Genomic DNA, 19,627 nt, shown 5'->3' on the forward strand with positions numbered 1-19,627 from the left:
ACCTCATTATTTTCTGAGCAAGACTGTGATTATGGCGCAACAGTGGCTGATCCTGGCTTCGGTGGTGACGGGGATGAGCTTTGGCGTCAGTTACCTGACCACAAGAGACCTTAAGCAGGCTGTATCGACGAGTTTAATTACGCTGTCATCGGCATCAATTGGTGTTGCCGTGGCTGAAGACCGGCGCAGAGGAAAACGGCTAACTGAGCATTCGATGTTGGAAAGTGGTGCGTCGAGGAACAGCTTGAGTCTTCCGAGTTCAGCGTCACAGGTTGCTGTTTTTTGGGATTATGAAAATGTGAAGTTCCCGGCGGGGGCGGCCAGTGCGCCGCTCGCGGAATCTTTGATTGAGTATGCAAAGTCTTTGGGACATCTGCGGGTGAAGACGGTGTATTCAAACTGGCGGCGGAAGGATGAGCGGATTGTCCAGACTTTATACAGCCTTGGTTTCGAGCCTATTCACGTTTCGATGGGAAAGGCGAACAGCGTTGATGTGAAGCTGGTGGTGGATTGCTTGGAGGCTGCCTACCGCGATCCGGCTCTCTCTCAGTTCATTATTGTGACGGGGGATAAGGACTTTATCCCGTTGGTGAATGCTTTGAAAGATCTGGAGCGACAGGTGACGGTGATCGGTCGGACGGAGAATGTCAGTGAGCAGCTTTTGCTCAGCGCGGATGAGTTTATACCGCTCAAGCGGTTGGTGAAGGATGCGGCGGAGCGACTGCAGGCTCAAGAGCCTCAGGTTTCTGCCGATGGACGCTCCGCTGTACTGAGCTATGAAGATGCGATCGCATGTCTAGCAGAAGCCATTGGCAAAGCCCTAGAGCAGCAGAAAAGCACCCAGTTCTCAACGATCAGCAAAATGATGCGGGATATCAATCCAGCCTATGAAGGGGCATCATCGGTTCTCCGTAATGACGGCGGCGTCTTTGCCCGCTTTAGTGACTTGATTCGGACCGCTGAGGAAGAAAAGCGTATTCGTGTACGCACCACATCGGAAGGTTTCAAAGAGCTATTTCTGATTGAAGAAGACCCCCAGGACGAATCAGAATTTAATCCACCCCCCACTCGCAAGATGGATCGCCAGCAGTGGTCTCTGTTTGTCAGTGAAGTGGAAACAGCCTTCCAGGAACTGAGGCCGCTCCCCAGTTTCGTACCGCTGCTGCGGTCAGTGACACGGGCTAAAACCAGCGGTGTTCTCGCCTTCCTCAGCCACGGGAGTCTGCGGAAATCGCTACAGCGCTTGATTGACGTGGGTATTTTAATTAGTCAAGAGGATGGTGGCTTCTGTTTGGTGGATACCTTAGCGGAGCAAAGGGAAGCTTTTTTAGATCAGCTGACGATAGAGGATGCGCCCCTGCCGGAGACGCCGGTTTTGCCTGAGCCACAGAAGATCAAGGATGTGCATGAAGTTTAGTGAATTAACACAACAGTTGGGTGTGGCAACGATTGACACAAGTCTAGCCATACGTCCTGACTTAGATCCAGCGCTAGTCGGCATTGCGGCCATCGATCAGGCTGCGACAGGTGCTCTTAGCTTTATGGAAGGAGATCGCTTCGCTCAGTGGATCCATAACACCGAGGCCAGCGGTTTAATTCTGTCGTCAGACCCCGAACGACAGGCGATCGCAACGGCCCGCAACATCGCCTGGATTGCCACGGCCCAACCACGCCTTCTGTTTGCTCAAGCGCTCTCGCACTTCTATCAACCCTGGCAGGCTGCTCCCGCGATTGATACAACTGCCGTCATTCATCCAACTGCCCGTATCGGCGCAGGGGTCAGCATTGGTCCCCATGTGGTGATTCATGAGCAGGTACAGGTGGGAGAGGGCGTCTGTATTCATGCCAATGGGGTCGTTTACCCAGAGGTTCAGATTGGCGATCTCACCACCCTCCACGCTAACTGCGTCATTCACGAACGCAGCCAGATTGGCAAAAACTGCGTCATCCATAGTGGAGCGGTAATCGGAGCCGAGGGATTTGGCTTTGTACCCACTGACAACGGCTGGTATAAGGTGCCTCAGTCTGGGGTCACTGTCCTCGAAGATCAGGTGGAGGTGGGCTGCAACTCTACCATTGACCGGCCTGCGGTGGGAGAAACGCGCATTGGGCAAGGAACAAAAATCGACAATCTAGTGCAGGTGGCCCACGGCTGTCAGATTGGCCCCCACTGCGTGTTGGTGGGGCAGGTGGGGCTGGCCGGTCATGTTGAGCTGGGTGCGGGTGTTGTGCTGGGGGGCCAGGTGGGGGTTGCAGATTATTTGCAGATTGGAGAAGGTGCGATCGCAACGGCCCAAGCCGGTATTACTAAAAATGTGGCAGCAGGCACGATGGTTTCCGGCTTCCCGGCCATGCCCACCAAACTATGGTTGAAAATGATGGCCGCCCTACGGAAGCTGCCAGTCTCAAAGCCAAAAATTTAGTCGCTGTCCTCCTATCACCAGCTCCTATGCAGATTCAAGCCCTCGCCCAAGCCCTTGATGCCGACGTTGCGCCTCACTTAGAGCTAGAGATTACTGGAGTTGCTGGAATGGCTGAGGCTACCACCAGTGAGATTACATTTCTGTCTAACCCCAAATATGTTGCTCAGCTCCAAGATAGTCAGGCCGCTGCGATTTTAGTTGCCTCTGACTTCACCGGCAGCACTCCAATGCCCTGCTTGCGAGTGGCAGAACCTTATCTCGCCTTTGCCAAGGCCATTGAGCTGTTCCATCACAAGCCCCTGCCAGAGCGCCGCATTCACCCCACCGCCATTTTGGGAGAGGGCGTCACGCTGGGGGAAAATGTGTCGATTGGGGCCTATACAGTGGTGGGAGATCAGGTCACCATTGGCGATCATGCGACGCTGTATCCCCACTGCGTCGTCTACGACCGAGCAATTATTGGCGCCCATGCTGTTCTCCACAGTCATGCTGTGGTGAGAGAAGAAGTCAAGATTGGCGATCGCGTTATCCTGCAGAATCAGGCCGTGATCGGAGCTGATGGGTTTGGCTTCGTTCCCTGTGCAGACGGCACCCTCTACAAAATCATGCAGGCCGGTACTGTGATCTTGGACGATGATGTTGAAGTTCAAAGCTTAACCGCCGTCGATCGAGGCACGATCGGAGTGACCCGAGTGGGGCGAGGAACAAAAATCGATAACTTAGTCCAGGTGGGACACGGCTGTGAGATTGGCCAACATACTTTGCTCTGCGGCATGGTGGGGCTGGCCGGTTCTACGAAAGTGGGGAACCACGTGATGATGGGGGGACGCTCTTCTGCAGCGGGGCATTTAACCATTGGCGATCGGGCGGCAGTGGGCTTCCACGGCACAGTGTTGCAGTCGGTAGAGCCTAGTACACAGGTCTGTGGATATCCGGCAATTGATCATAGCCTGTGGCTGAGGGTGATTTCTGAGATTAAGAAACTACCTCAACTGTTCAAAAGACTGCGCGAGGTTGAGAAAAAAATTGGTTTGTGAACGATTTCACCCAATTGAGGGCAAAGCGATTAGAAGCTTGAACGATTGTCTTGCAGCATCAACACCGACTTAACAGGCCGCAGAATAGGCTCCCCCGACGAGTCTGATTTCCCTGTGTAAACTTTGTTCTGATAGAACAAAGATGAAGAAGTCCCTCCATCTAGATTGATCGCTTGAGTGGCGCCTAGCTGCTTCATAAACGTAGAGAGCTCGTCAAAAGACATTCCTGTGGCGGCAGACGACTGCTGTTTTTGAGCCACCATTACCCATAGGAGCCCCTTTTCTGTCAGCCCAACGGCGCTGCGGGCATTGCGCTGACGACTTCCTAAAGGGTCACGCGTTACCGCGCCGTCAGCGTAGTCAAGAAATCCTTCTTCTATCAGGGTTTGTTGCGGTAAAAGCTGGGGTCCGCCCCCCAACGCAAACTTCAGATTACAGCCTTCTGATACTGCCGAATCATGAAATGTAATTTCGTAGCGAGTGACGTCACCACACTGATACTGTCTCAATTCCGAGCGATTGAGGATTTTCGCAAGATAGGGACTCAGATCGGGATTTTTAGTCAGACGTTTATTTTGACTTGGGTCTTCAACCGTCTCGCCGTTAACGAGAATATAGGATGTCGTCTGTTGATTAACGGGGTCGAAAAAGCCACCATTGATAACAGCAACCGCCTGATATTTTTGAGCAAAGCCCTCAACCGTTACCAGTTGATCTGAAGCGGCAGTATTCATACGATAGCGGCGATTGTTGGGAACTTTAAGCGTATGGATAATGGCCTGAGGTTGTTCGTAGACTCGATATTCAAGCTCTTGGGCCTCGGTACTTGCTATCTTAGGGACGGGAGCTGCATGGGGAGGAGCATCTCGGCAGGCTGTCAAAAGAAAAATCCCTAAAAAACAGAGGTGATGGAGTATTTTTTGTCGCAACGCTTTACAATCTCACTGTTTTTTAAATTTTTGCATAAATATGATTCAAAAGACTGACAAGTGAAGTACAGACGTAAGATGATAAATCAGTGCGGTGGGTTTATCCGATTTTGTTACAAGGGGCGTCGATATTAGCTGCGCCCGTTACTTTTTCCGTAAGCATCAATATTTAGTATCTGGGGGAGGGTGAATAAATGCTGTTTATGGTCGGAACGATTGCTATTTCTTTAGCAATTTCAATCTTTTTTGCAGTCGTGTTACTGATACGGAGAATCAGAGCCTTTGCGATTGTGTCAAAGCTATGGATTGATTCAGATATAGAGTCAACGGATTGGCTAGAATCTGGGCACTACCTTGAAATCACGAGGTAGTCCTTACCAGCCTGTTTGAGAATTTAGCGACCCAAGTCGTGCATGGCGTTGATGACTTCTGCACAATGTTCTGTGACTGCATTGAGCTGATCTCGATTGCCTGAGGTGGGTGGCGCAATGGGGTGGCCGATCCGCACGGTGATTGGGGTGATTTGCGGTAGCTTCTTCCCCTTGACGATGACCTTCTCTGTGCCCCAGAGAGAAACTGGCAATAGAGGCGCTTGGGTTTTGCTCGCGATCATGGCAGCTCCCAGTTTAGGGCTAGTAATGCGGCCGTCTTTAGTGCGTGTGCCCTGCAGAAAGACTCCTGTGGCCCAGCCTGATTCAAGGGATGCGATTGCGGCTCGGATAGCGCTCCTAGCCCCACCTTGCCGATTGACGGGATAGGCTCCGTACCAGCGGATTAGCGTTGCAAATACTGGAATTTCGAACAGCTCTCGCTTAGCCATAAAAGCTACCGGACGCCGCACACAGTTAGAGACAATGGGCGGATCAAAGTCACTCGCATGATTGCTGACCACCAGCAGCGGGCCGACCCGAGGAACGTTCTCTGCGCCATAAATTCGGCCTCGGAAATAGGTATGAAGCATCGGGTTCACCACCGACCATTTAAAAAGGTGGTAAAGCGCTAGGCTGATCGCGGGTTCTCGCTCTTTCGTCATGCTCTCCGCTGTCATGTACTTACGCTGGCAAGTCAGCAACCGAATTCACGTTGACGAGGTCCACACCTTTACAGGTGCGCTTGGCGAGTCCCGTTAACACTTTGCCGGGGCCGACTTCCGTGACCTGCTCGATGCCGAGATCGTTAAACTGCAGACAGGTCTCACGCCAGCGGACTGGACCTGTGATTTGCTTCATTAGGCGGTCTTTTAGCACTTCAGGATCTGTCTCCGGGGCTGGCTCTACGTTGGAGATCACGGGGATTTGAGCCGGTTGAAATGCGACCGCATCTAAATCGGCCTTATACTCTGTGGCGGCGGCGGCCATTAGGGGCGAGTGGAAGGCACCGCCGACCTTGAGTGTCATTGCGCGTTTGACCTTAATATTGCTCAAAAGCTCATCCACCGCAGCGGGGGAGCCAGAAATAACCACCTGTCCGCTATGGTTGTCATTGGCCAGCACAACATCGTCAATTTTTTGGGCATGGAGATCGAGCTGTTCACGGTCGAATCCCATCAGAGCCGCCATCTTGCCGTCAGAGGCTTGACTCATCAGCTCAGATCGACGCTTCACTAGTGATAGGCCCGCCGCAAAGTCAAAGACCCCAGCAACATAGAGCGCCACGTATTCCCCTAGGCTGTGGCCCGCCACCACCGCAGGTCTAATTCCCTGCTCCTGTAGTAAATCGGCCAAGATTGCTGAAATAACGTATAGGCAAGGCTGAGTATAGTTTGTTTGAGAAAGACGTTCTTCATCCCCCTTGCAAACATCAACAACGGACCAGCCCAAAATCTCAGCCGCCTCTTGAAAGCGTTTTTGGCCGTGCTCTGTCTCCGTCAAATCTAGCCCCATTCCCAGAGCCTGGGACCCTTGCCCCGGAAATACCCATGCGGTTTTTGTCATTGCTGATCTTGGTGGTCATTGGTTCCACAAACCAGTTTGGCATCGAATGGTAACCTTAGGTACTTTAATCTTGCTGTTCATAGTGATGCGATGGTCACGAAGCCCTACCTAAAGATCCCCATCGTCGAGTCGGGGGAGACATTGCTGCCGGTTCCGAAGGTGCAGTTTGCCCACCAAACACCACACGCCTACGAAGCATTGGGGGCCCCCTATGGTGAAGCCTCTCCCTATTTTGTCCGGGAGCAGGTTCTCGACGCTTTAGTTAAGGCGCAGAAAGGGCTTCAGGAACAGCGGCCCCACTGGCAGATTTTTCTCTTTGATGCCTATCGCCCCGTGGCAGTGCAGGAATTTATGGTGAATTATGCGTTTCAAGAGGCACTGGCACAGCAAAATCTGAAGCTGGAACAGCTGACGCCTCTCAAGAAAGAATCGCTTTGGGAGCAGGTGCTGCAGATTTGGGCCTTGCCCAGTCTAGACCCGAAAACGCCACCGCCCCATAGTACAGGCGGGGCGGTAGACGTAACACTCTACGACCGCAATGCTCAGCAGCTCATTGAAATGGGGTCGCCCATTGATGAAATGTCGATGAGATCGCAACCCCAACATTTTGCAGAACTAGCTCAAGCTCCCCACCTCAGCGAGGCCGAGCGTACACTAGCCCAAACTGCAGCTCATCATCGTCAAATTCTCTACGATGCTATGCAAAGCGCAGGTTTTCAGCGCCATCTGGGCGAGTGGTGGCACTTTTGTCTCGGAGACCAGATGTGGGCTTGGTTGACGCGTCAGCAACAGGCTGGCTCGACAGTCGTTGCTCGTTACGGAAGGATTTGAGCTGCAGCTAGCTATAGCTAAGCACTTCAATCACGGGGCCAGTGCTGGGTGTATTGCTTTTGCTGACTGAAAGGCTGTTGCTGCCGACGCGGCGAATGGTGCTGCCCTGCATAATCGATAAGAAATCTTCAATGGGCTGCAGCGAGCAGCCTTCGGTGATGGTGCTGGCAATTCGGTAGTGGGTTGGAATGACGCGCTTCGGTTCTAGGGTTGCGATCGCAACCTTTGCCTCTTCTGGCGTATAAGCTTTATCGCTGCCCCCCACCGGGATCATGAGCACGTCCGGGGTGCCCATCAGAATTTTCTGCTCAATCGTAATGGGTGACGCAATACCGCCCAGATGCACCACGTTGACGCCCCCCTGTGTCCATTTCCAGGCCACATTGGTGCCATATCGATACCCATTGACGCGATCGTGGAGGGTGCGAATCCCCTGAATTGCTAAACCATTGGTTTGGTAACTGCCGGGTTCAGAGAGTAGCTTGGGCTTCCCTTTGAGGCCCTCAACGGCTCCCTCATCTAAAAGGCGACTGCTAATCATGACTAAGTTGGCGCTGACGTTGGGCTCTCGATAATTAGCCGTGCAGCCCGCTGAGCGGAAAGGGTTCACCAGCACCGTCTGCCCGCTACCGGTGAACAGAAAGCAGGTGTGTCCCAACCAGCGAATGCCCAGAGAGCCGGACTGCGCCTGAGACGGCTGTTGCCATTTAGACACCAACCCTGTGCCGAGACTCGCAATTAATCCTGCCTGCGCATAGCGCATGAACTGTCGCCGATTGACCATCTTCTTCATTCTTTACTCAGTAACGCTATGACTTTAGCAGCTACCTGCTCAATCCTGAGTCAAGTGACGCAGAAAATTCTTTAGCAGCAGCTTCCCCGATGTTGTGAGAATACTCTCTGGATGAAACTGGACGCCCTCAACTTTAGGATAGTTCCGATGCCGGACTCCCATAATCGTGCCGTCAGCAGTCCAGGCCGTCACCTCTAGAACTTCGGGGCAAGTGTCCTTCTCGATCACGAGACTGTGATATCGCGTCGCCGTAAACGGATTGTCGAGTCCCTCAAACACCCCCACTGCAGCATGCTCAACGTTTGAGGTCTTGCCGTGCATGAGCACCGGAGCTGAGACGATATTGCCGCCGAACACCTCTCCAATGCTTTGATGTCCCAAACAAACGCCCAGAATGGGGGTGCTGCTGCCCAGCTCCTGAATCAGCTCCATTGAGACTCCTGCATCCTCGGGTCGACCGGGACCGGGAGAAATCACGATGGCGTCAGGTGCTAATGCCTTGACCTGTGCTAGAGAAATTTTGTCATTGCGATAAACCTGCAGGTCCTCTGCTACAGGGAAGTCTGAGGCCAGTTCCCCGAGATACTGTACGAGGTTGTAGGTAAAGCTGTCGTAGTTGTCAACGACGATGATCAATGGCTTGCTCCCTCATTGATGTCTCCACGGTGGCAGAAATTGAATGGTAACCACGGCTAGACCGTGCCAAGCTACCCCATTGTGGCAGATAGAACAGCCCAAAGCGGCGGCAGTAAGAGTAGACTCGCCACAATTACGGCGGCCAGCGCTGAGATCAAGACAGAGGCAGCCGCGCAATCCTTAGCAATCTTGGCAAGTTCGTGATAGGTCTGCTGCACGGTCAGATCGACGACGGCTTCTAGCGCAGTATTCAGCAGTTCCATGACCAGCACCAAGCCGGACGTGAGACCGACCACGGCTAGCTCAACAGAGGGAAGCTTCAAGTAGACTCCCAGCCCCAGGGCAATGGAGCCAATCAGCGTATGAATTCTGAAATTACGCTGCGTAACGAAGGCATAGCTTACACCGGCCCAGGCATATCGAAAGCTGGCAAACAGGTTGTCGGCAACCTGGAAAGAGAGTGCCCGACGTAGAGGGGACTGCGACTCTTGATCCAGCGGGATTGCTGAGGGAAGTTCTTTCTTCACGGCAGATCTTGACTCACTCTACGCAAGCTGACGGAACGAGGCATTTAGCGAACGAAGGTCCAAAGTGAGTGGACGGGAATACGGGGTTCGCAACGCTTTTGCCTAAGAAATATTTCAGCATGACGCTCATGATAAGTTTCTCCTCGACTGTGCTGATCTCCAGGGCTGAACAACAGCAGCAACCGTGAATGATATAAAAGTTAATCTAGAGAATATTCATTGAGGTTAACAGATTATCCTGCTGCTGCAGCATTTGTTCAAGGGATGCGGCGTCAGGGTGATCCCAGCCGAGCAGGTGGAGCAGACCGTGGCTGGCGAGCCAAGCAAGCTCTTGCTCAGGAGAGTGCTGATGCTCTGAGGCCTGACGTGACGCGGTCTCTAAGGAGATGATGATATCCCCTAGCTCTACGGGATCCGTCTGCCACTGGACGGGGGGTGGGGTATCGGCGACAAGGTTTTCCAGGGCAGCAAAGGCCAAGACATCTGTGGGTTGGTTATAGCTGCGATAGGTCGCATTCAACTGCTGTATCTCTGCATCGTCAGTCAACCGCAAGCACAGAGAATAGGCGTCGATGGGTGATAGCGCTGGGTCTAGCTGTGTCAGCCAATGGTTGAACCACTGCTGCCAGGTTTGCTCACCCATAAGACCGGCCTCTTTTGTAATCGAAGGGCCAGAATACTGGACGTAAACCTCTGTCTCCATCTTTACGATCGAGTCAGATAGGACAGACCAATTAGCAGAGCGAGCAGGCCGGTGGCAGTCAGGCCGAAGTGGAAGAGAGACTGGGCGCGTTTTTTGACCATGTTCCGCATGGCAAGCTTCACATAACTGGGTGGGGGTTCTGCTGCGACCGGTGCCGCCTCTTCAGCCGCTGAGGGATTTGAAGATTGAGTCTCTGGTGATGACTCTGTTGGTGAGGTCATAGTCAATGCTGACGCAAGTACAGATTTAGTGTAGCGAACCCACGGCATCGATTGACTCTAAAGGCTTTTTCTAACCGCCGTTTTCTAAACCTTTGTCCCTAGTAGCCCCTTAAACAGGCTGAGGCCGTCTGTATAGGTCAGGGCGGCATCTGATGCACGTTCGGGGTGGGGCATCATCCCGAGAACATTGCCTTGCCGGTTACAAATCCCGGCAATGTTGTTCAAGGAGCCGTTGGGGTTTGCTGCTGCGTTGATGGTGCCGCGGGCGTCACTATAGCGGAACAGGACTTGTTGATGGGCTTCTAGGTCGGCGAGGGTTTGCGAGTCTGCGTAGTAGCAGCCTTCTCCGTGGGCAATGGGCAAGGTGATGACGTTCTGCTTTTGGTAGGCAGTGGTCCAGGGTAAATCGTGACGCTCGATTTTTAAGGGGATGCGATCGCAAATAAAATGCAGATCCCGATTCCGCACCAGCGCCCCTGGCAACAGCCCCGATTCGGTGAGCACCTGAAACCCATTACAGATTCCTAGCACCCACTTTCCCTGAGCGGCATGATCCTTAATCGACTGCAGGACGGGGGCAAAGCGAGCGATGGCACCACAGCGCAGATAATCGCCGTAGCTAAACCCACCAGGCACCACAATCACGTCTAGATCGCTGATGTCTGTCTCTTCGTGCCACACCATGCGGGTGGGCTGCTGCAAAATATCTCGAGTGACCCAGGCTACATCGCGATCGCAATTCGACCCTGGGAAAACAACGACGCCAAAGTTCATGCCGCAACTCCCACCGGCTCTAGCTCAAAGCGATAGTTCTCAATCACAGGGTTTGCTAAAAGCTGATCACACATCTGATCAAGCTGGGTCTCTGCGGCCCTGGTATCTGCTGCCGTGAGCGTTAGCTCGACGTACTTACCAATTCTAATTTTTTCGACGTTGTCGTGGCCCATATGGCTGAGGCCCGACTGCACTGCTGTGCCAGCGGGGTCCAGGACAGAGGGTCTGAGAGTTACGTAGATTTTGGCCTGATAGGTTTGAGTCACGGTTGGGTTGCGATCACGTCTCTTTGACTCTACCCGAATCAAGCCAGTTTTCCTCTAAAGCGACCCGTTGAACAAAGATGATTGCAGGGAATCAATCTATGAAATAAACGGACCCCAAATTGCCAATGTTATTCCAGGAGACTGAATATTGACAAACATTGTCAAAGGATTTGTCGCAAAACACACCCCTGCGAACTCACTAGTGTTGAGTGCATTACGAGCAAAATCGTACACCTTTCCATCTCTTTGAATGCCGCGCACAAACTGCTCACCCCAACCATCTTCTGAAACGAATAAATCTCCGAAGGATGAAGCCGTGATGTTATCCGGGTAGTCGAGTTGCGATCGCCCACTTGACTCCACAAATAAAGTGAGCTGCCCTCCATCTTCCTCAGGCCGATAGCGCCACACCTGACCGAGACCCGCCTTGCCCCCGCTGGTGCAGCAGACATATAGATCTTGACCGTCAAAACACAGCCCCTCCCCACGACTAAACTGAGCTGCTCCCTTTGCGAAGCCCTCCTGACGAACGGTATCCTCAGCCGGATCTGGATCTTCAATCCGCACCCATTCCACCGCCATTGACTGTTCGAGCGCGAAGCCGACTTTAGTATTCGCCTGAGGTTTTTCCTTGATTTTCAGCGCCTCCAATACTCCCCCTGCCTTCAAGTTCCCTGGCTCATGAGGGATAAAGCGATAGAGCAAGCCGTCGCCGCGATCTTCAGTTTGGTAGACGATACCGGTGCTGGGATCAACCGCGATCGCCTCGTGGTAAAACCGTCCCATTGCCACCAGAGGCTCCGGGATCACTGGCTCAGTGAGCAAAGCCGGTACCTCAAAGTTGTAGCCATGCCGCCGGCTAAGGATGGGATTGCTCCTAGGCGTAGACGTATCCTCCTCGCAGCTAATCCATGAATCCCAGGGTGTCGCACCACCTGAGCAATTGCGGTAGGTTCCAGCCAAGGAGACATGATGGCGCAGCAGTCGCCGATCTGCATTGAGAGTCAGCGTTGTCGTGCCCCCCGCGCAGGCTGAGTCATACTTCGGTCCTACGGCACCGGGCGTTTCACTTGGGCTTAGCTCATGGTTACGGACTAAAACAATCGTATTGTTCGGACCAGAGAATGCCGACATCCCGTCATGATCTGCAGGCACCAAGTTGCCATCGTTCATTCGTTCACCTGTCCGAGAGAAAGCACGATATTGAAATCCCTTAGGCAAATCCAGGATCCCTTGTGGATCGGGGATCAATGGGCCGTAGCCTTTCCCTTGCAGTGACCGAGCATGGCTAGCGCGCAGGTGAAATCTGCGCAATGGATCCGCCACAACGGTTCCTGCGGTTACACCGGCCACTGTTAAAAATTGTCTTCGAGAAAAGGCCACAGAGTACTCCAGCAATTGATGAAAAGGCTGCAACTACTTTATATAAAGGCAAATTATTTTGCCACACCTGAATGTTTCCTCACTCGGAGATCCAGCCCCCCTCCAACCCAATTTACACATCTGCCGCTAGGAAGCTAAATGAAGATGCTATGCTGTCGCACAGCAGTCTACAGAGCTTCGAATGAACTTCTGATAGCGCATTCCGCTCACCACAAATAAGAATTTTGCGATAACCACCATGCTTGCAGATGCAAAACCAGCTCTTCTTATGTTGGCAGATGGTACATCCTACCGAGGATGGTCCTTCGGTGCGGTTGGCACCACGATTGGTGAAGTTGTCTTCAACACTGGAATGACAGGTTACCAAGAAGTGCTCACCGATCCGAGTTACTGCGGCCAATTAGTAACGTTCACCTACCCTGAATTGGGCAATACCGGCGTCAATCCAGAAGATGAAGAATCTGCTAGACCGCAGGTCAGCGGTGCCATTGCCCGCAATATTTGTGAGCATCCGAGCAACTGGCGCACAGCTCAATCGCTATCAGCGTATCTACGAGACCACAACATCCCAGGAATTTACGGTATTGATACGCGTGCTCTGACGCGCAAAATTCGTTCTCTAGGGGCCATGAACGGAGCCATCTCAACCGAAATTTTAGAGCCAAGTGAGCTACTAGAGCAGGTTATGGTTGCGCCAGAAATGGCAGGTCTTAACCTAGCTCAGAGGGTTACAACCCCAGACACCTACGAGTGGTTAGAACCCACAGCAAAGGAGTGGGAGTTTGCGGCACCTCTAACCAGTCACGCTCAAGAGCATCCCTTTGTCGTCGTTGCCATTGACTTTGGCATTAAACGAAACATTTTGAAGCGATTGGCAAGCTATGGCTGCCGAGTAATTGTTGTACCCGCAGATACTTCTGCAGAAGAGATTCTTAAACACGAACCTGACGGAATCTTTCTTTCTAATGGACCCGGAGATCCGGCAGCCGTGACAGAGGGCGTCACCACAGCAAGAATACTTCTAAATCATAAAAAACCCATGTTTGGGATCTGCCTAGGCCATCAACTGTTAGGTCTTTCCCTCGGTGTTCAGACTTACAAGCTCAAGTTTGGTCACAGAGGCCTCAATCAGCCTGCAGGGATTGCTCAACAGGTAGAGATCACAAGTCAAAATCATGGATTTGCCCTCAATGCTGATTCAATGAATCAGGCTGAGGTAGATGTGACGCATCTCAACCTCAATGATCAGACCATTGCAGGGTTGCGTCATCGTTCCTTGCCGTTGTTCTCGGTGCAGTACCACCCTGAAGCCAGTCCAGGCCCCCATGATGCCGATTATCTATTTGGTCAGTTTATTGAAGAGATGCAAGCCTCAAGGGCAAAGTCTGTCGCAGAAGCCTAGGCTAATCTGTTTCTAAGTAGGAAGCTTTTACTACGGTTATTGCAACAAGTTGGTAAAGACCCTATACTAGTGCCTCAGCAGAAAAGATTGTATCTATAGACAGATTGAGGAGGGCGCTATCCCAGAACAGTTGACCCTGACCGTAAGCCTAAGGGGGACGCGTGATATCAGGGACCATTACCAGCTATTCCGCTTGACAGGCTTGCTCGATGCGTTCTCTGAACCTGTTTTCCGTAAAGTCATGACTAAATGTTTAGATGATGGTCCAAACCACGTCATTTTAGACTTATCTAAAATTGACTTTATCGACAGTTCTGGCTTGGGTGTCCTTGTGCAGTTAGCTAAAAAAGCGCAAACAGCTAAGGGCTCTTTTCAGATCGTGACCAATCCAAGAGTCACCCAGACGGTTAAATTAGTTCGTCTAGAGACATTCTTGTCATTACAGACAGGCGTAGACGTTGCCATTGAAAATGTACCTAGTAAATAGCAGATTCTTGTAATTTCATCTGTGGTACATAATCAACCACCGCGCTCAGCAGGTGAGGTAGAGAAACTTTCTCCATCTGCATGGGCTTACATCGGAGATGCAGTCTACGAACTCTTTGTTCGAACCCAGTATCTTTACCCACCTAGCCGTTTGCAAGCCTACCACCAGCGGGTTGTTTCTCATGTTTGCGCTGAGTCTCAGGCGCAGGTTATGAACCTTTTATCAGAATACCTAATGCCCTCTGAAATTGATATTGTACGGCGAGGCAGAAACGCTGCATCAGGTAAACCCAAGCGAATCAAATTAGGGACTTACCAGCAAGCTACAGGTCTTGAAGCATTACTTGGATATCTTTATCTCACCGATCCCCAGCGGCTAGACAAAGTCTTAACTCATATTCGCAACGTAAGTCAGATGAACGTCACCCCATTGACTAATTCCTCATCAGAAGAGCGAGTCTGATCTGAGCAAGAGATAAGGCCAGCAAACCTAGACTTTTATGATTTGGGATCAAACATGGTTAAATCGCAAAAACATCAAAATCGTTCCCGGCCGGATAAGCCGAAGATAGCGCGGGGAAAGCCGAGACGCAAGGATAGGTCAGACAGGCCTTCTCGGCATCAGATAAGGATAAAGAGCCATAGTCCGCGACCGACAGTTAAACCCATTGTCAAGTCTGAACAGAAAGATGAAACGGACGATGGGCAGACAGATCTCATCTATGGTCGGCATCCAGTCCTGTCAGCTTTAGAAGGGAAGCGGCAACTCAACCGAGTTTGGGTCTTGCCACGTCTACGCTACGATGCCCGCTTTCACACACGACTGAATGAGGCAAAGGCGGAAGGGGCTGTCATTGATGAAGTGGATAGCCGCCGTCTAGATCAGTTAACTGATTATGCTAATCATCAAGGTATTGCCGTTCAGATGGCTGCCTATACCTATTTGTCCATTGATGAACTCGTTGAGCAAGCCTGTTCTGAGCGGGACGATCCGGTCTTAATTGCTGTTGATGGTATTACTGATCCCCACAATCTGGGCTCTATTATCCGGTCGGCAGAGGCTCTGGGTGCTCAGGGATTAATGATCCCTCAACGGCGGGCGGCAGGTGTCACTTCTGTTGTCGCAAAAGTCGCAGCAGGTGCCTTAGAGACGCTCTCGGTCGCTCGGGTTGTCAACCTAAATCAAGCACTGGAGCGATTAAAAACCTCAGGCTTCTGGATTTATGGGCTGGCAGCTACTGCCCAGGACACATTGCCAGACATAAAGTTTACGGGACCAACTGTTTTGGTTGTCGGTGCAGAGGGAGACGGCTTGAGCTTGCTGACTCAGCATCGTTGTGACCAGCTCGTTTCGATTCCGCTTCAGGGTAAAACAGCCAGTCTCAATGCCTCTGTGGCTACAAGCATGGCCCTCTATGAGGTCTATCGACAACGCTGGCTACAGCGTCTACATTTGCCCTCTTCAACACCCAGCTCTGCTTCTTCCCATGAGGCTGTCTAGAGTGTTAAATAATGTAAAAACACGAAAAAAGAGTTAATCTAGCATCAAACTACTGATCCTAAAGTTCTTATAGAAGGAAGAGGAGCGTTTCTTGGGCACTACAGCAAATGTATCTTCCACAGGTTTATCGGGCCGCCTCGCAGATTTCTCCAATCGTTTAGGTTTAGCTTGGTGGGTCAGAGTAACGACGCGCACCCCAAATTGCGTTTACTACTTTGGTCCTTTTCTCAACCAACAAGAAGCCTACGGCACTATCTCAGGCTACGTTGAAGATCTAGAGCAGGAGCAGGCTGAGGGGGTCACTGCAGTGGTACAGCGCTGCAAGCCAACTCAGCTCACATATGAGCTCTGAGGTAGGGGTTGTGCTGATTATTGTTCCTTAAAGGACAGCTCTGGGTGCTGCTGCAACCAAACGTTAATGTCATGCTGCACCTTTTCTGGAATTTCCCAGGGGAACAGGTGAGCTGTCTCTGGATAGCAGATCCATTGGCTGTTGCACAAATGTTGAGCGGTCTCTTGGCTCGCCTGAGGTGTGATGTGAAGATCACATTCTCCTGCTAAAACTAGACAGGGACAGCGAATGCTATCTAGCTTGTCAAGGCGGTCATACCCCGTTCGCAGGGCATTGTTCAAAGCCTGATTGGCCCACTTTGATGTTTTGAGGTAGGCCGGTAGAGCTTCTTGAGCGAGGTATTGATAAGCAACTGCTGTATGACGACGAATGAGATACCGGAACAGCGATCGCTGACCAAAGGTCTTGATATTCCACTTCCAAGCGGGACAGACGGCATTAGTTAAACCCGCAATTGCCGTGTACAGATTATCGCGCCAACTCACTGGGGGGTGTTTGCTACGTGGTCGTGCTGCCGTTGCAACTAGAATCAGTCCCTTTACCTTCCCAGGATGCCGCAACGCTAATTCCATCGCTAGAATGCCGCCCAGAGACCAGCCCAGAATAATGCAGTCGTTGAGATGATATTGATCCCAGAGGACATCTAAATCTCGCAGATGATCTGACATCTCAAAGAACGACTGAGTCTGACTGCGACCATAGCCTCGCAGGTCGGGCGCAATCGTAAGGTAATGCTGCGACAGAGTAGAAGTGAAGACTGATAGGCTTGCACTCGAGCCAGGATGTCCATGTAGGCAGAGAATCGGAACTCCCTCACCCTGAACGCTGACCGCTAAAGATGCTGTTGATTGAGTCGACACGACTTTCTTGCCTCAAAATGATTAATAATCTAACAGGCCGGTTGAGAATTCTTCCAGTTTTCTAACGAAGGACCAGCAATCTTAAGAAAACATCGAATATTCGGACTTTTACAAATTGAGTCCGCGACAATGGAGTTACAGAAACTCAGTAGGGCAGACTTAGATTTTGAAGGTTAGAATTCTGTTCTGTGAGTTAGTTGTAAGTACACCTAGCTAGAGGGTTCATGTAGCCGCTCATCTCAATAATTTAGCCTTACATATTTGCATTTCTATGCATACTTCAATCGTCTAAGCCCTGTGACTTATTGGTCAGTCAAAATGAAGGGGTTGGGGCTTGTTAGTTTCGGACTGCTACTTGGGTGGTTCTATTGGCAGCAGCAACCTAAAGTAGAACCCCAAGCCGTTTTAGTCTTAGGGGGTGCACCGCATCGGGAACGATTTGCCGCTCAGTTTGCCCAGCAGCACCCAGATTTGCCTATTTGGGTATCAGGCGGAAGTAATCCTGAGTATGCTGAGTGGGTATTCGAACAAGCTGGAATTAACGAGCAGCGAGTTCATCTTGACTATGAAGCAATCGATACTCTGACCAACTTTACAACTCTCGTTGATCGGTTCAAGTCCGAAGGTATTACCCACGTTTATTTGATGACCTCTGATTACCATATACGACGAGCTAGTTGGATGGGGCAAATCATCTTAGGAAGCCGAGGTATCCATTTTGAGCCGATTGCGATTCCCACTCAACTGCAGGCAGAACCCCTTCAGGTTGCGGTATTTGATGGTGGACGGGCTTTACTCTGGGTGGCAACGGGGCAAACTGGCGAGTCACTGAAGCCTATGCTGGAGCTGCAGGGCATGAATTTAGAGCGACATATTGCTCAACCCTAAAGACGCTGGATATGGAAGCCCGATTACAAAAGATTCTTTCCCAATGGGGAATAGCCTCTCGCCGTCAGGCAGAAAGAATGATCCAAGCCGGTCAGGTCACCTTGAACGATCGGCCTGCCCAACTTGGAGACAAGGCGGACCCAGAGCGAGACATCATTGAAGTTAATGGTGACCGCATCTATCCTCAGCAGCGGCCTGAATTGGTCTATTTGCTTTTGCATAAACCCGCGGGTGTGATTACAACCTGCCATGATCCTCAACAGCGTTCAACAATTTTCGATCTCTTGCCTCAGCATCATACTCACAAAGGGCTGCATCCAGTTGGGCGGCTTGATGCGGACTCAACGGGTGCTTTACTGATTACAAATGACGGTCAACTGACCTGTGCATTGACCCATCCCCGCTATCATATTCCCAAGACTTATCAAGTGCGGGTTCAAGGTTGTCCATCGGCAGATGCTTTGAAACGTTGGCGTCAGGGGATCATGCTAGCGGGTCAGAAGACCCTGCCCGCGAAGGTTACAATCTGCCAAAGAGAGGGCGATCAAACAAAATTGGAAGTTATCCTCCGAGAGGGAAGAAATCGTCAGATTCGTAGGATTGCAAAACAGCTGGGTTACCCCGTGCTAAGTCTGCACCGCAGCAAAATTGGGCCAGTGTGTTTAGAAAGCCCGACAGGTGGCTTGCTGTGCAGTGGGAAATACCGTCACTTAACCCAACGTGAGGTCGATCGTTTACGGCCTATGATCGCTAATAGCGCCAGATATCATCAAGAGGAGTGCCCCATATGAGTTCGCCAGAGTTTGAGGAAAAGTCTGCTATGACCTTGGGGGAAGTTGGCGCTCATCTTAGGGAGGTTCGTCAACAGCAGTCAATGGATTTAGACGAAATTTCAGCACAAACCCTGATCCCAACACGTCTACTGACCGCTATTGAAGAGGGCCGTGTTCAAGATCTGCCTGAACTCATCTATACGCGAGGTATGATTCGACGCTTTGCAAATACCCTCGGTCTTGATGGCGCAGAGTTAGTCGCGAGCTTGGGCGGTGGCCAAGCCCCTCAGAAAAATCTCGTGAAGTCAAAAAAGGGGGCTAGCGGTGCTAGTCTAAAGCCCATCCATTTATATCTGCTATACATCGTGGTTATTGTGGCAGCAGGTAGTGGATTGTCTTACATGATTAATCAGTCGGCTTTGACTCTAGGGGGGGACTCAGTGAATGCTCCTAGTTCTGGGCCTTCTGGCGGCGAGGAGCCAGCGCCGGAAGCTGTAGCTTCGCCTTCGCCCAAGGCCAATGCTCCGGCTCCGAAGGTCAGTTCTGCCCCCTTGCGTATTGACCTAAGCGTGAAGCAGGATGCTTGGATTGAGATTTTTGTTGATGGTCAGAAGAGCTATGCCGGTACCTTGACGGCAGGTACTAATCGGACAATCACGGGTCAGAAAAAACTTGTCGTTCGCTCCGGTAATGCTGGGGGCGTCCTCTTGGCCGTGAATAAAAAGCCCGCTCAGTTGATGGGCAAGTTGGGAGCCGTTAAAGAAGTTGTGATTGAGCCAGAGAATACCAATCAATCTAATCAAGCCATCAATCCAAGCATTACTGCTGAGGGATAGTGGATGTTCATAGCCTTTCCCTTTGTTCCTTAAGTTAAGCTGGGCTAATAATGGGGTTTTGCAAGAGTCTCT

The 19,627-nt window shown here is 51.4% G+C and carries 24 protein-coding genes; 12 read left to right on the forward strand and 12 right to left on the reverse strand.

Translation table 11 applies throughout. From position 1 onward, the window contains the following. Positions 1–31: 31 nt before the first annotated feature. From C1752_RS21660 to lpxD (C1752_RS21670), 3 genes are read left to right on the forward strand one after another with little or no spacing between them, the layout of a single operon-like run. Positions 32–1,417 (forward strand): NYN domain-containing protein, encoded by a 1,386-nt coding sequence (locus tag C1752_RS21660; protein ID WP_110988141.1) that lies wholly within the window; start codon positions 32–34, stop codon positions 1,415–1,417. Next, positions 1,407–2,423, forward strand: a complete 1,017-nt coding sequence (lpxD, locus tag C1752_RS21665) for a UDP-3-O-(3-hydroxymyristoyl)glucosamine N-acyltransferase (protein WP_110988142.1) — start codon at positions 1,407–1,409, stop codon at positions 2,421–2,423. Before C1752_RS21660 ends, lpxD (C1752_RS21665) begins: the two co-directional genes overlap by 11 nt. Continuing rightward, positions 2,366–3,460: a UDP-3-O-(3-hydroxymyristoyl)glucosamine N-acyltransferase gene (gene lpxD / locus C1752_RS21670; RefSeq protein WP_233501808.1), complete on the forward strand. Its 1,095-nt coding sequence runs from the start codon at positions 2,366–2,368 to the stop codon at positions 3,458–3,460. Before lpxD (C1752_RS21665) ends, lpxD (C1752_RS21670) begins: the two co-directional genes overlap by 58 nt. A gap of 29 nt (positions 3,461–3,489) precedes the next feature. Here lpxD (C1752_RS21670) and C1752_RS21675 read toward each other — a convergent pair whose 3' ends face one another. From C1752_RS21675 to fabD, 3 genes are all read right to left on the reverse strand, one after another. Then, the gene (locus C1752_RS21675) at positions 3,490–4,341 is read right to left on the reverse strand and encodes a phosphodiester glycosidase family protein (protein ID WP_199464479.1); all 852 of its coding nucleotides are present in this window, start codon (positions 4,339–4,341) and stop codon (positions 3,490–3,492) included. 442 nt (positions 4,342–4,783) lie between these two features. Then, positions 4,784–5,422, reverse strand: coding sequence for a lysophospholipid acyltransferase family protein (locus C1752_RS21680; protein ID WP_110988185.1), 639 nt, complete (start codon positions 5,420–5,422; stop codon positions 4,784–4,786). Positions 5,423–5,441: 19 nt separating this feature from the next. Further along, positions 5,442–6,323 (reverse strand): ACP S-malonyltransferase, encoded by an 882-nt coding sequence (fabD, locus tag C1752_RS21685; protein ID WP_110988144.1) that lies wholly within the window; start codon positions 6,321–6,323, stop codon positions 5,442–5,444. Between the two features lie 90 nt (positions 6,324–6,413). Between fabD and C1752_RS21690 the strand changes: the two genes are divergently transcribed. After that, complete coding sequence (locus C1752_RS21690; RefSeq protein ID WP_110988145.1) at positions 6,414–7,154, forward strand: M15 family metallopeptidase; 741 nt, start codon at positions 6,414–6,416, stop codon at positions 7,152–7,154. A 7-nt stretch (positions 7,155–7,161) separates the two neighbouring features. Here the strand turns inward: C1752_RS21690 and C1752_RS21695 are convergent, their stop codons facing one another. The 8 genes from C1752_RS21695 to C1752_RS21730 form a co-directional block, all read right to left on the reverse strand. Then, positions 7,162–7,947, reverse strand: a complete 786-nt coding sequence (locus C1752_RS21695) for an MBL fold metallo-hydrolase (RefSeq protein WP_233501809.1) — start codon at positions 7,945–7,947, stop codon at positions 7,162–7,164. Between the two features lie 39 nt (positions 7,948–7,986). After that, positions 7,987–8,583, reverse strand: coding sequence for an anthranilate synthase component II (locus tag C1752_RS21700; protein ID WP_110988146.1), 597 nt, complete (start codon positions 8,581–8,583; stop codon positions 7,987–7,989). A gap of 71 nt (positions 8,584–8,654) precedes the next feature. Then, positions 8,655–9,110 (reverse strand): diacylglycerol kinase, encoded by a 456-nt coding sequence (locus C1752_RS21705; RefSeq protein WP_110988147.1) that lies wholly within the window; start codon positions 9,108–9,110, stop codon positions 8,655–8,657. Between the two features lie 205 nt (positions 9,111–9,315). Beyond that, entirely contained in the window at positions 9,316–9,813 is a 498-nt protein-coding gene (gene ybeY, locus C1752_RS21710) for an rRNA maturation RNase YbeY (protein ID WP_110988148.1), read from the reverse strand. A 2-nt stretch (positions 9,814–9,815) separates the two neighbouring features. Then, complete coding sequence (locus C1752_RS21715) at positions 9,816–10,034, reverse strand: DUF3285 domain-containing protein (protein WP_110988149.1); 219 nt, start codon at positions 10,032–10,034, stop codon at positions 9,816–9,818. A gap of 84 nt (positions 10,035–10,118) precedes the next feature. Next, positions 10,119–10,808, reverse strand: coding sequence for a phosphoribosylformylglycinamidine synthase subunit PurQ (gene purQ / locus C1752_RS21720; RefSeq protein WP_110988150.1), 690 nt, complete (start codon positions 10,806–10,808; stop codon positions 10,119–10,121). Then, positions 10,805–11,074 (reverse strand): phosphoribosylformylglycinamidine synthase subunit PurS, encoded by a 270-nt coding sequence (purS, locus tag C1752_RS21725; protein WP_110988187.1) that lies wholly within the window; start codon positions 11,072–11,074, stop codon positions 10,805–10,807. The genes purQ and purS overlap by 4 nt, the downstream gene beginning before the upstream one ends. A gap of 96 nt (positions 11,075–11,170) precedes the next feature. Then, the gene (locus tag C1752_RS21730) at positions 11,171–12,457 is read right to left on the reverse strand and encodes an alkaline phosphatase PhoX (protein WP_110988188.1); all 1,287 of its coding nucleotides are present in this window, start codon (positions 12,455–12,457) and stop codon (positions 11,171–11,173) included. 238 nt (positions 12,458–12,695) lie between these two features. On the opposite strand from C1752_RS21730, the gene carA reads away from it, so the two are divergent. The 5 genes from carA (at position 12,696) to C1752_RS21755 (ending at position 16,198) form a co-directional block, all read left to right on the forward strand. Beyond that, positions 12,696–13,859 carry a glutamine-hydrolyzing carbamoyl-phosphate synthase small subunit gene (gene carA / locus C1752_RS21735; RefSeq protein ID WP_110988151.1) on the forward strand — a complete coding sequence of 388 codons (1,164 nt, stop codon included), beginning with the start codon at positions 12,696–12,698 and terminating at the stop codon, positions 13,857–13,859. 130 nt (positions 13,860–13,989) lie between these two features. After that, positions 13,990–14,346 carry an STAS domain-containing protein gene (locus C1752_RS21740; protein ID WP_233501810.1) on the forward strand — a complete coding sequence of 119 codons (357 nt, stop codon included), beginning with the start codon at positions 13,990–13,992 and terminating at the stop codon, positions 14,344–14,346. 21 nt (positions 14,347–14,367) lie between these two features. Next, entirely contained in the window at positions 14,368–14,808 is a 441-nt protein-coding gene (locus C1752_RS21745; protein WP_110988153.1) for a Mini-ribonuclease 3, read from the forward strand. Positions 14,809–15,063: 255 nt separating this feature from the next. Further along, on the forward strand, positions 15,064–15,846 hold the full coding sequence (rlmB, locus tag C1752_RS21750) for a 23S rRNA (guanosine(2251)-2'-O)-methyltransferase RlmB (protein ID WP_233501816.1): 783 nt from the start codon (positions 15,064–15,066) through the stop codon (positions 15,844–15,846). Positions 15,847–15,937: 91 nt separating this feature from the next. After that, positions 15,938–16,198 (forward strand): DUF1816 domain-containing protein, encoded by a 261-nt coding sequence (locus C1752_RS21755; protein WP_110988155.1) that lies wholly within the window; start codon positions 15,938–15,940, stop codon positions 16,196–16,198. A gap of 17 nt (positions 16,199–16,215) precedes the next feature. On the opposite strand, the gene C1752_RS21760 is transcribed toward C1752_RS21755, so the two are convergent. Further along, entirely contained in the window at positions 16,216–17,058 is an 843-nt protein-coding gene (locus C1752_RS21760) for an alpha/beta fold hydrolase (protein WP_110988156.1), read from the reverse strand. Positions 17,059–17,376: 318 nt separating this feature from the next. Between C1752_RS21760 and C1752_RS21765 the strand changes: the two genes are divergently transcribed. The 3 genes from C1752_RS21765 to C1752_RS21775 are packed head-to-tail and all read left to right on the forward strand — an operon-like array spanning position 17,377 to position 19,555. Further along, complete coding sequence (locus tag C1752_RS21765; protein WP_110988157.1) at positions 17,377–17,946, forward strand: YdcF family protein; 570 nt, start codon at positions 17,377–17,379, stop codon at positions 17,944–17,946. An 11-nt stretch (positions 17,947–17,957) separates the two neighbouring features. Continuing rightward, a complete protein-coding gene (locus tag C1752_RS21770; RefSeq protein WP_110988158.1) occupies positions 17,958–18,737 on the forward strand; it encodes a pseudouridine synthase in 780 nt (259 codons plus the stop codon). Next, positions 18,734–19,555, forward strand: coding sequence for a helix-turn-helix domain-containing protein (locus C1752_RS21775; RefSeq protein ID WP_110988159.1), 822 nt, complete (start codon positions 18,734–18,736; stop codon positions 19,553–19,555). Before C1752_RS21770 ends, C1752_RS21775 begins: the two co-directional genes overlap by 4 nt. Positions 19,556–19,627 lie beyond the last annotated feature (72 nt).

Source organism: Acaryochloris thomasi RCC1774 (genome assembly GCF_003231495.1).
In the GTDB taxonomy this organism is placed as follows: domain Bacteria; phylum Cyanobacteriota; class Cyanobacteriia; order Thermosynechococcales; family Thermosynechococcaceae; genus RCC1774.

Bases quoted from the DNA above. Each gene is read 5' to 3' on its own strand.
- C1752_RS21660 (WP_110988141.1), top strand. From the start codon at position 32: ATGGCGCAACAGTGGCTGATCCTGGCTTCGGTGGTGACGGGGATGAGC.
- lpxD (WP_110988142.1), top strand. From the start codon at position 1,407: ATGAAGTTTAGTGAATTAACACAACAGTTGGGTGTGGCAACGATTGAC.
- lpxD (WP_233501808.1), top strand. From the start codon at position 2,366: ATGGTTGAAAATGATGGCCGCCCTACGGAAGCTGCCAGTCTCAAAGCC.
- C1752_RS21680 (WP_110988185.1), bottom strand. From the start codon at position 5,422: ATGACGAAAGAGCGAGAACCCGCGATCAGCCTAGCGCTTTACCACCTT.
- fabD (WP_110988144.1), bottom strand. From the start codon at position 6,323: ATGACAAAAACCGCATGGGTATTTCCGGGGCAAGGGTCCCAGGCTCTG.
- C1752_RS21690 (WP_110988145.1), top strand. From the start codon at position 6,414: ATGGTCACGAAGCCCTACCTAAAGATCCCCATCGTCGAGTCGGGGGAG.
- C1752_RS21695 (WP_233501809.1), bottom strand. From the start codon at position 7,947: ATGAAGAAGATGGTCAATCGGCGACAGTTCATGCGCTATGCGCAGGCA.
- ybeY (WP_110988148.1), bottom strand. From the start codon at position 9,813: ATGGAGACAGAGGTTTACGTCCAGTATTCTGGCCCTTCGATTACAAAA.
- C1752_RS21715 (WP_110988149.1), bottom strand. From the start codon at position 10,034: ATGACCTCACCAACAGAGTCATCACCAGAGACTCAATCTTCAAATCCC.
- purQ (WP_110988150.1), bottom strand. From the start codon at position 10,808: ATGAACTTTGGCGTCGTTGTTTTCCCAGGGTCGAATTGCGATCGCGAT.
- carA (WP_110988151.1), top strand. From the start codon at position 12,696: ATGCTTGCAGATGCAAAACCAGCTCTTCTTATGTTGGCAGATGGTACA.
- C1752_RS21765 (WP_110988157.1), top strand. From the start codon at position 17,377: ATGAAGGGGTTGGGGCTTGTTAGTTTCGGACTGCTACTTGGGTGGTTC.
- C1752_RS21770 (WP_110988158.1), top strand. From the start codon at position 17,958: ATGGAAGCCCGATTACAAAAGATTCTTTCCCAATGGGGAATAGCCTCT.
- C1752_RS21775 (WP_110988159.1), top strand. From the start codon at position 18,734: ATGAGTTCGCCAGAGTTTGAGGAAAAGTCTGCTATGACCTTGGGGGAA.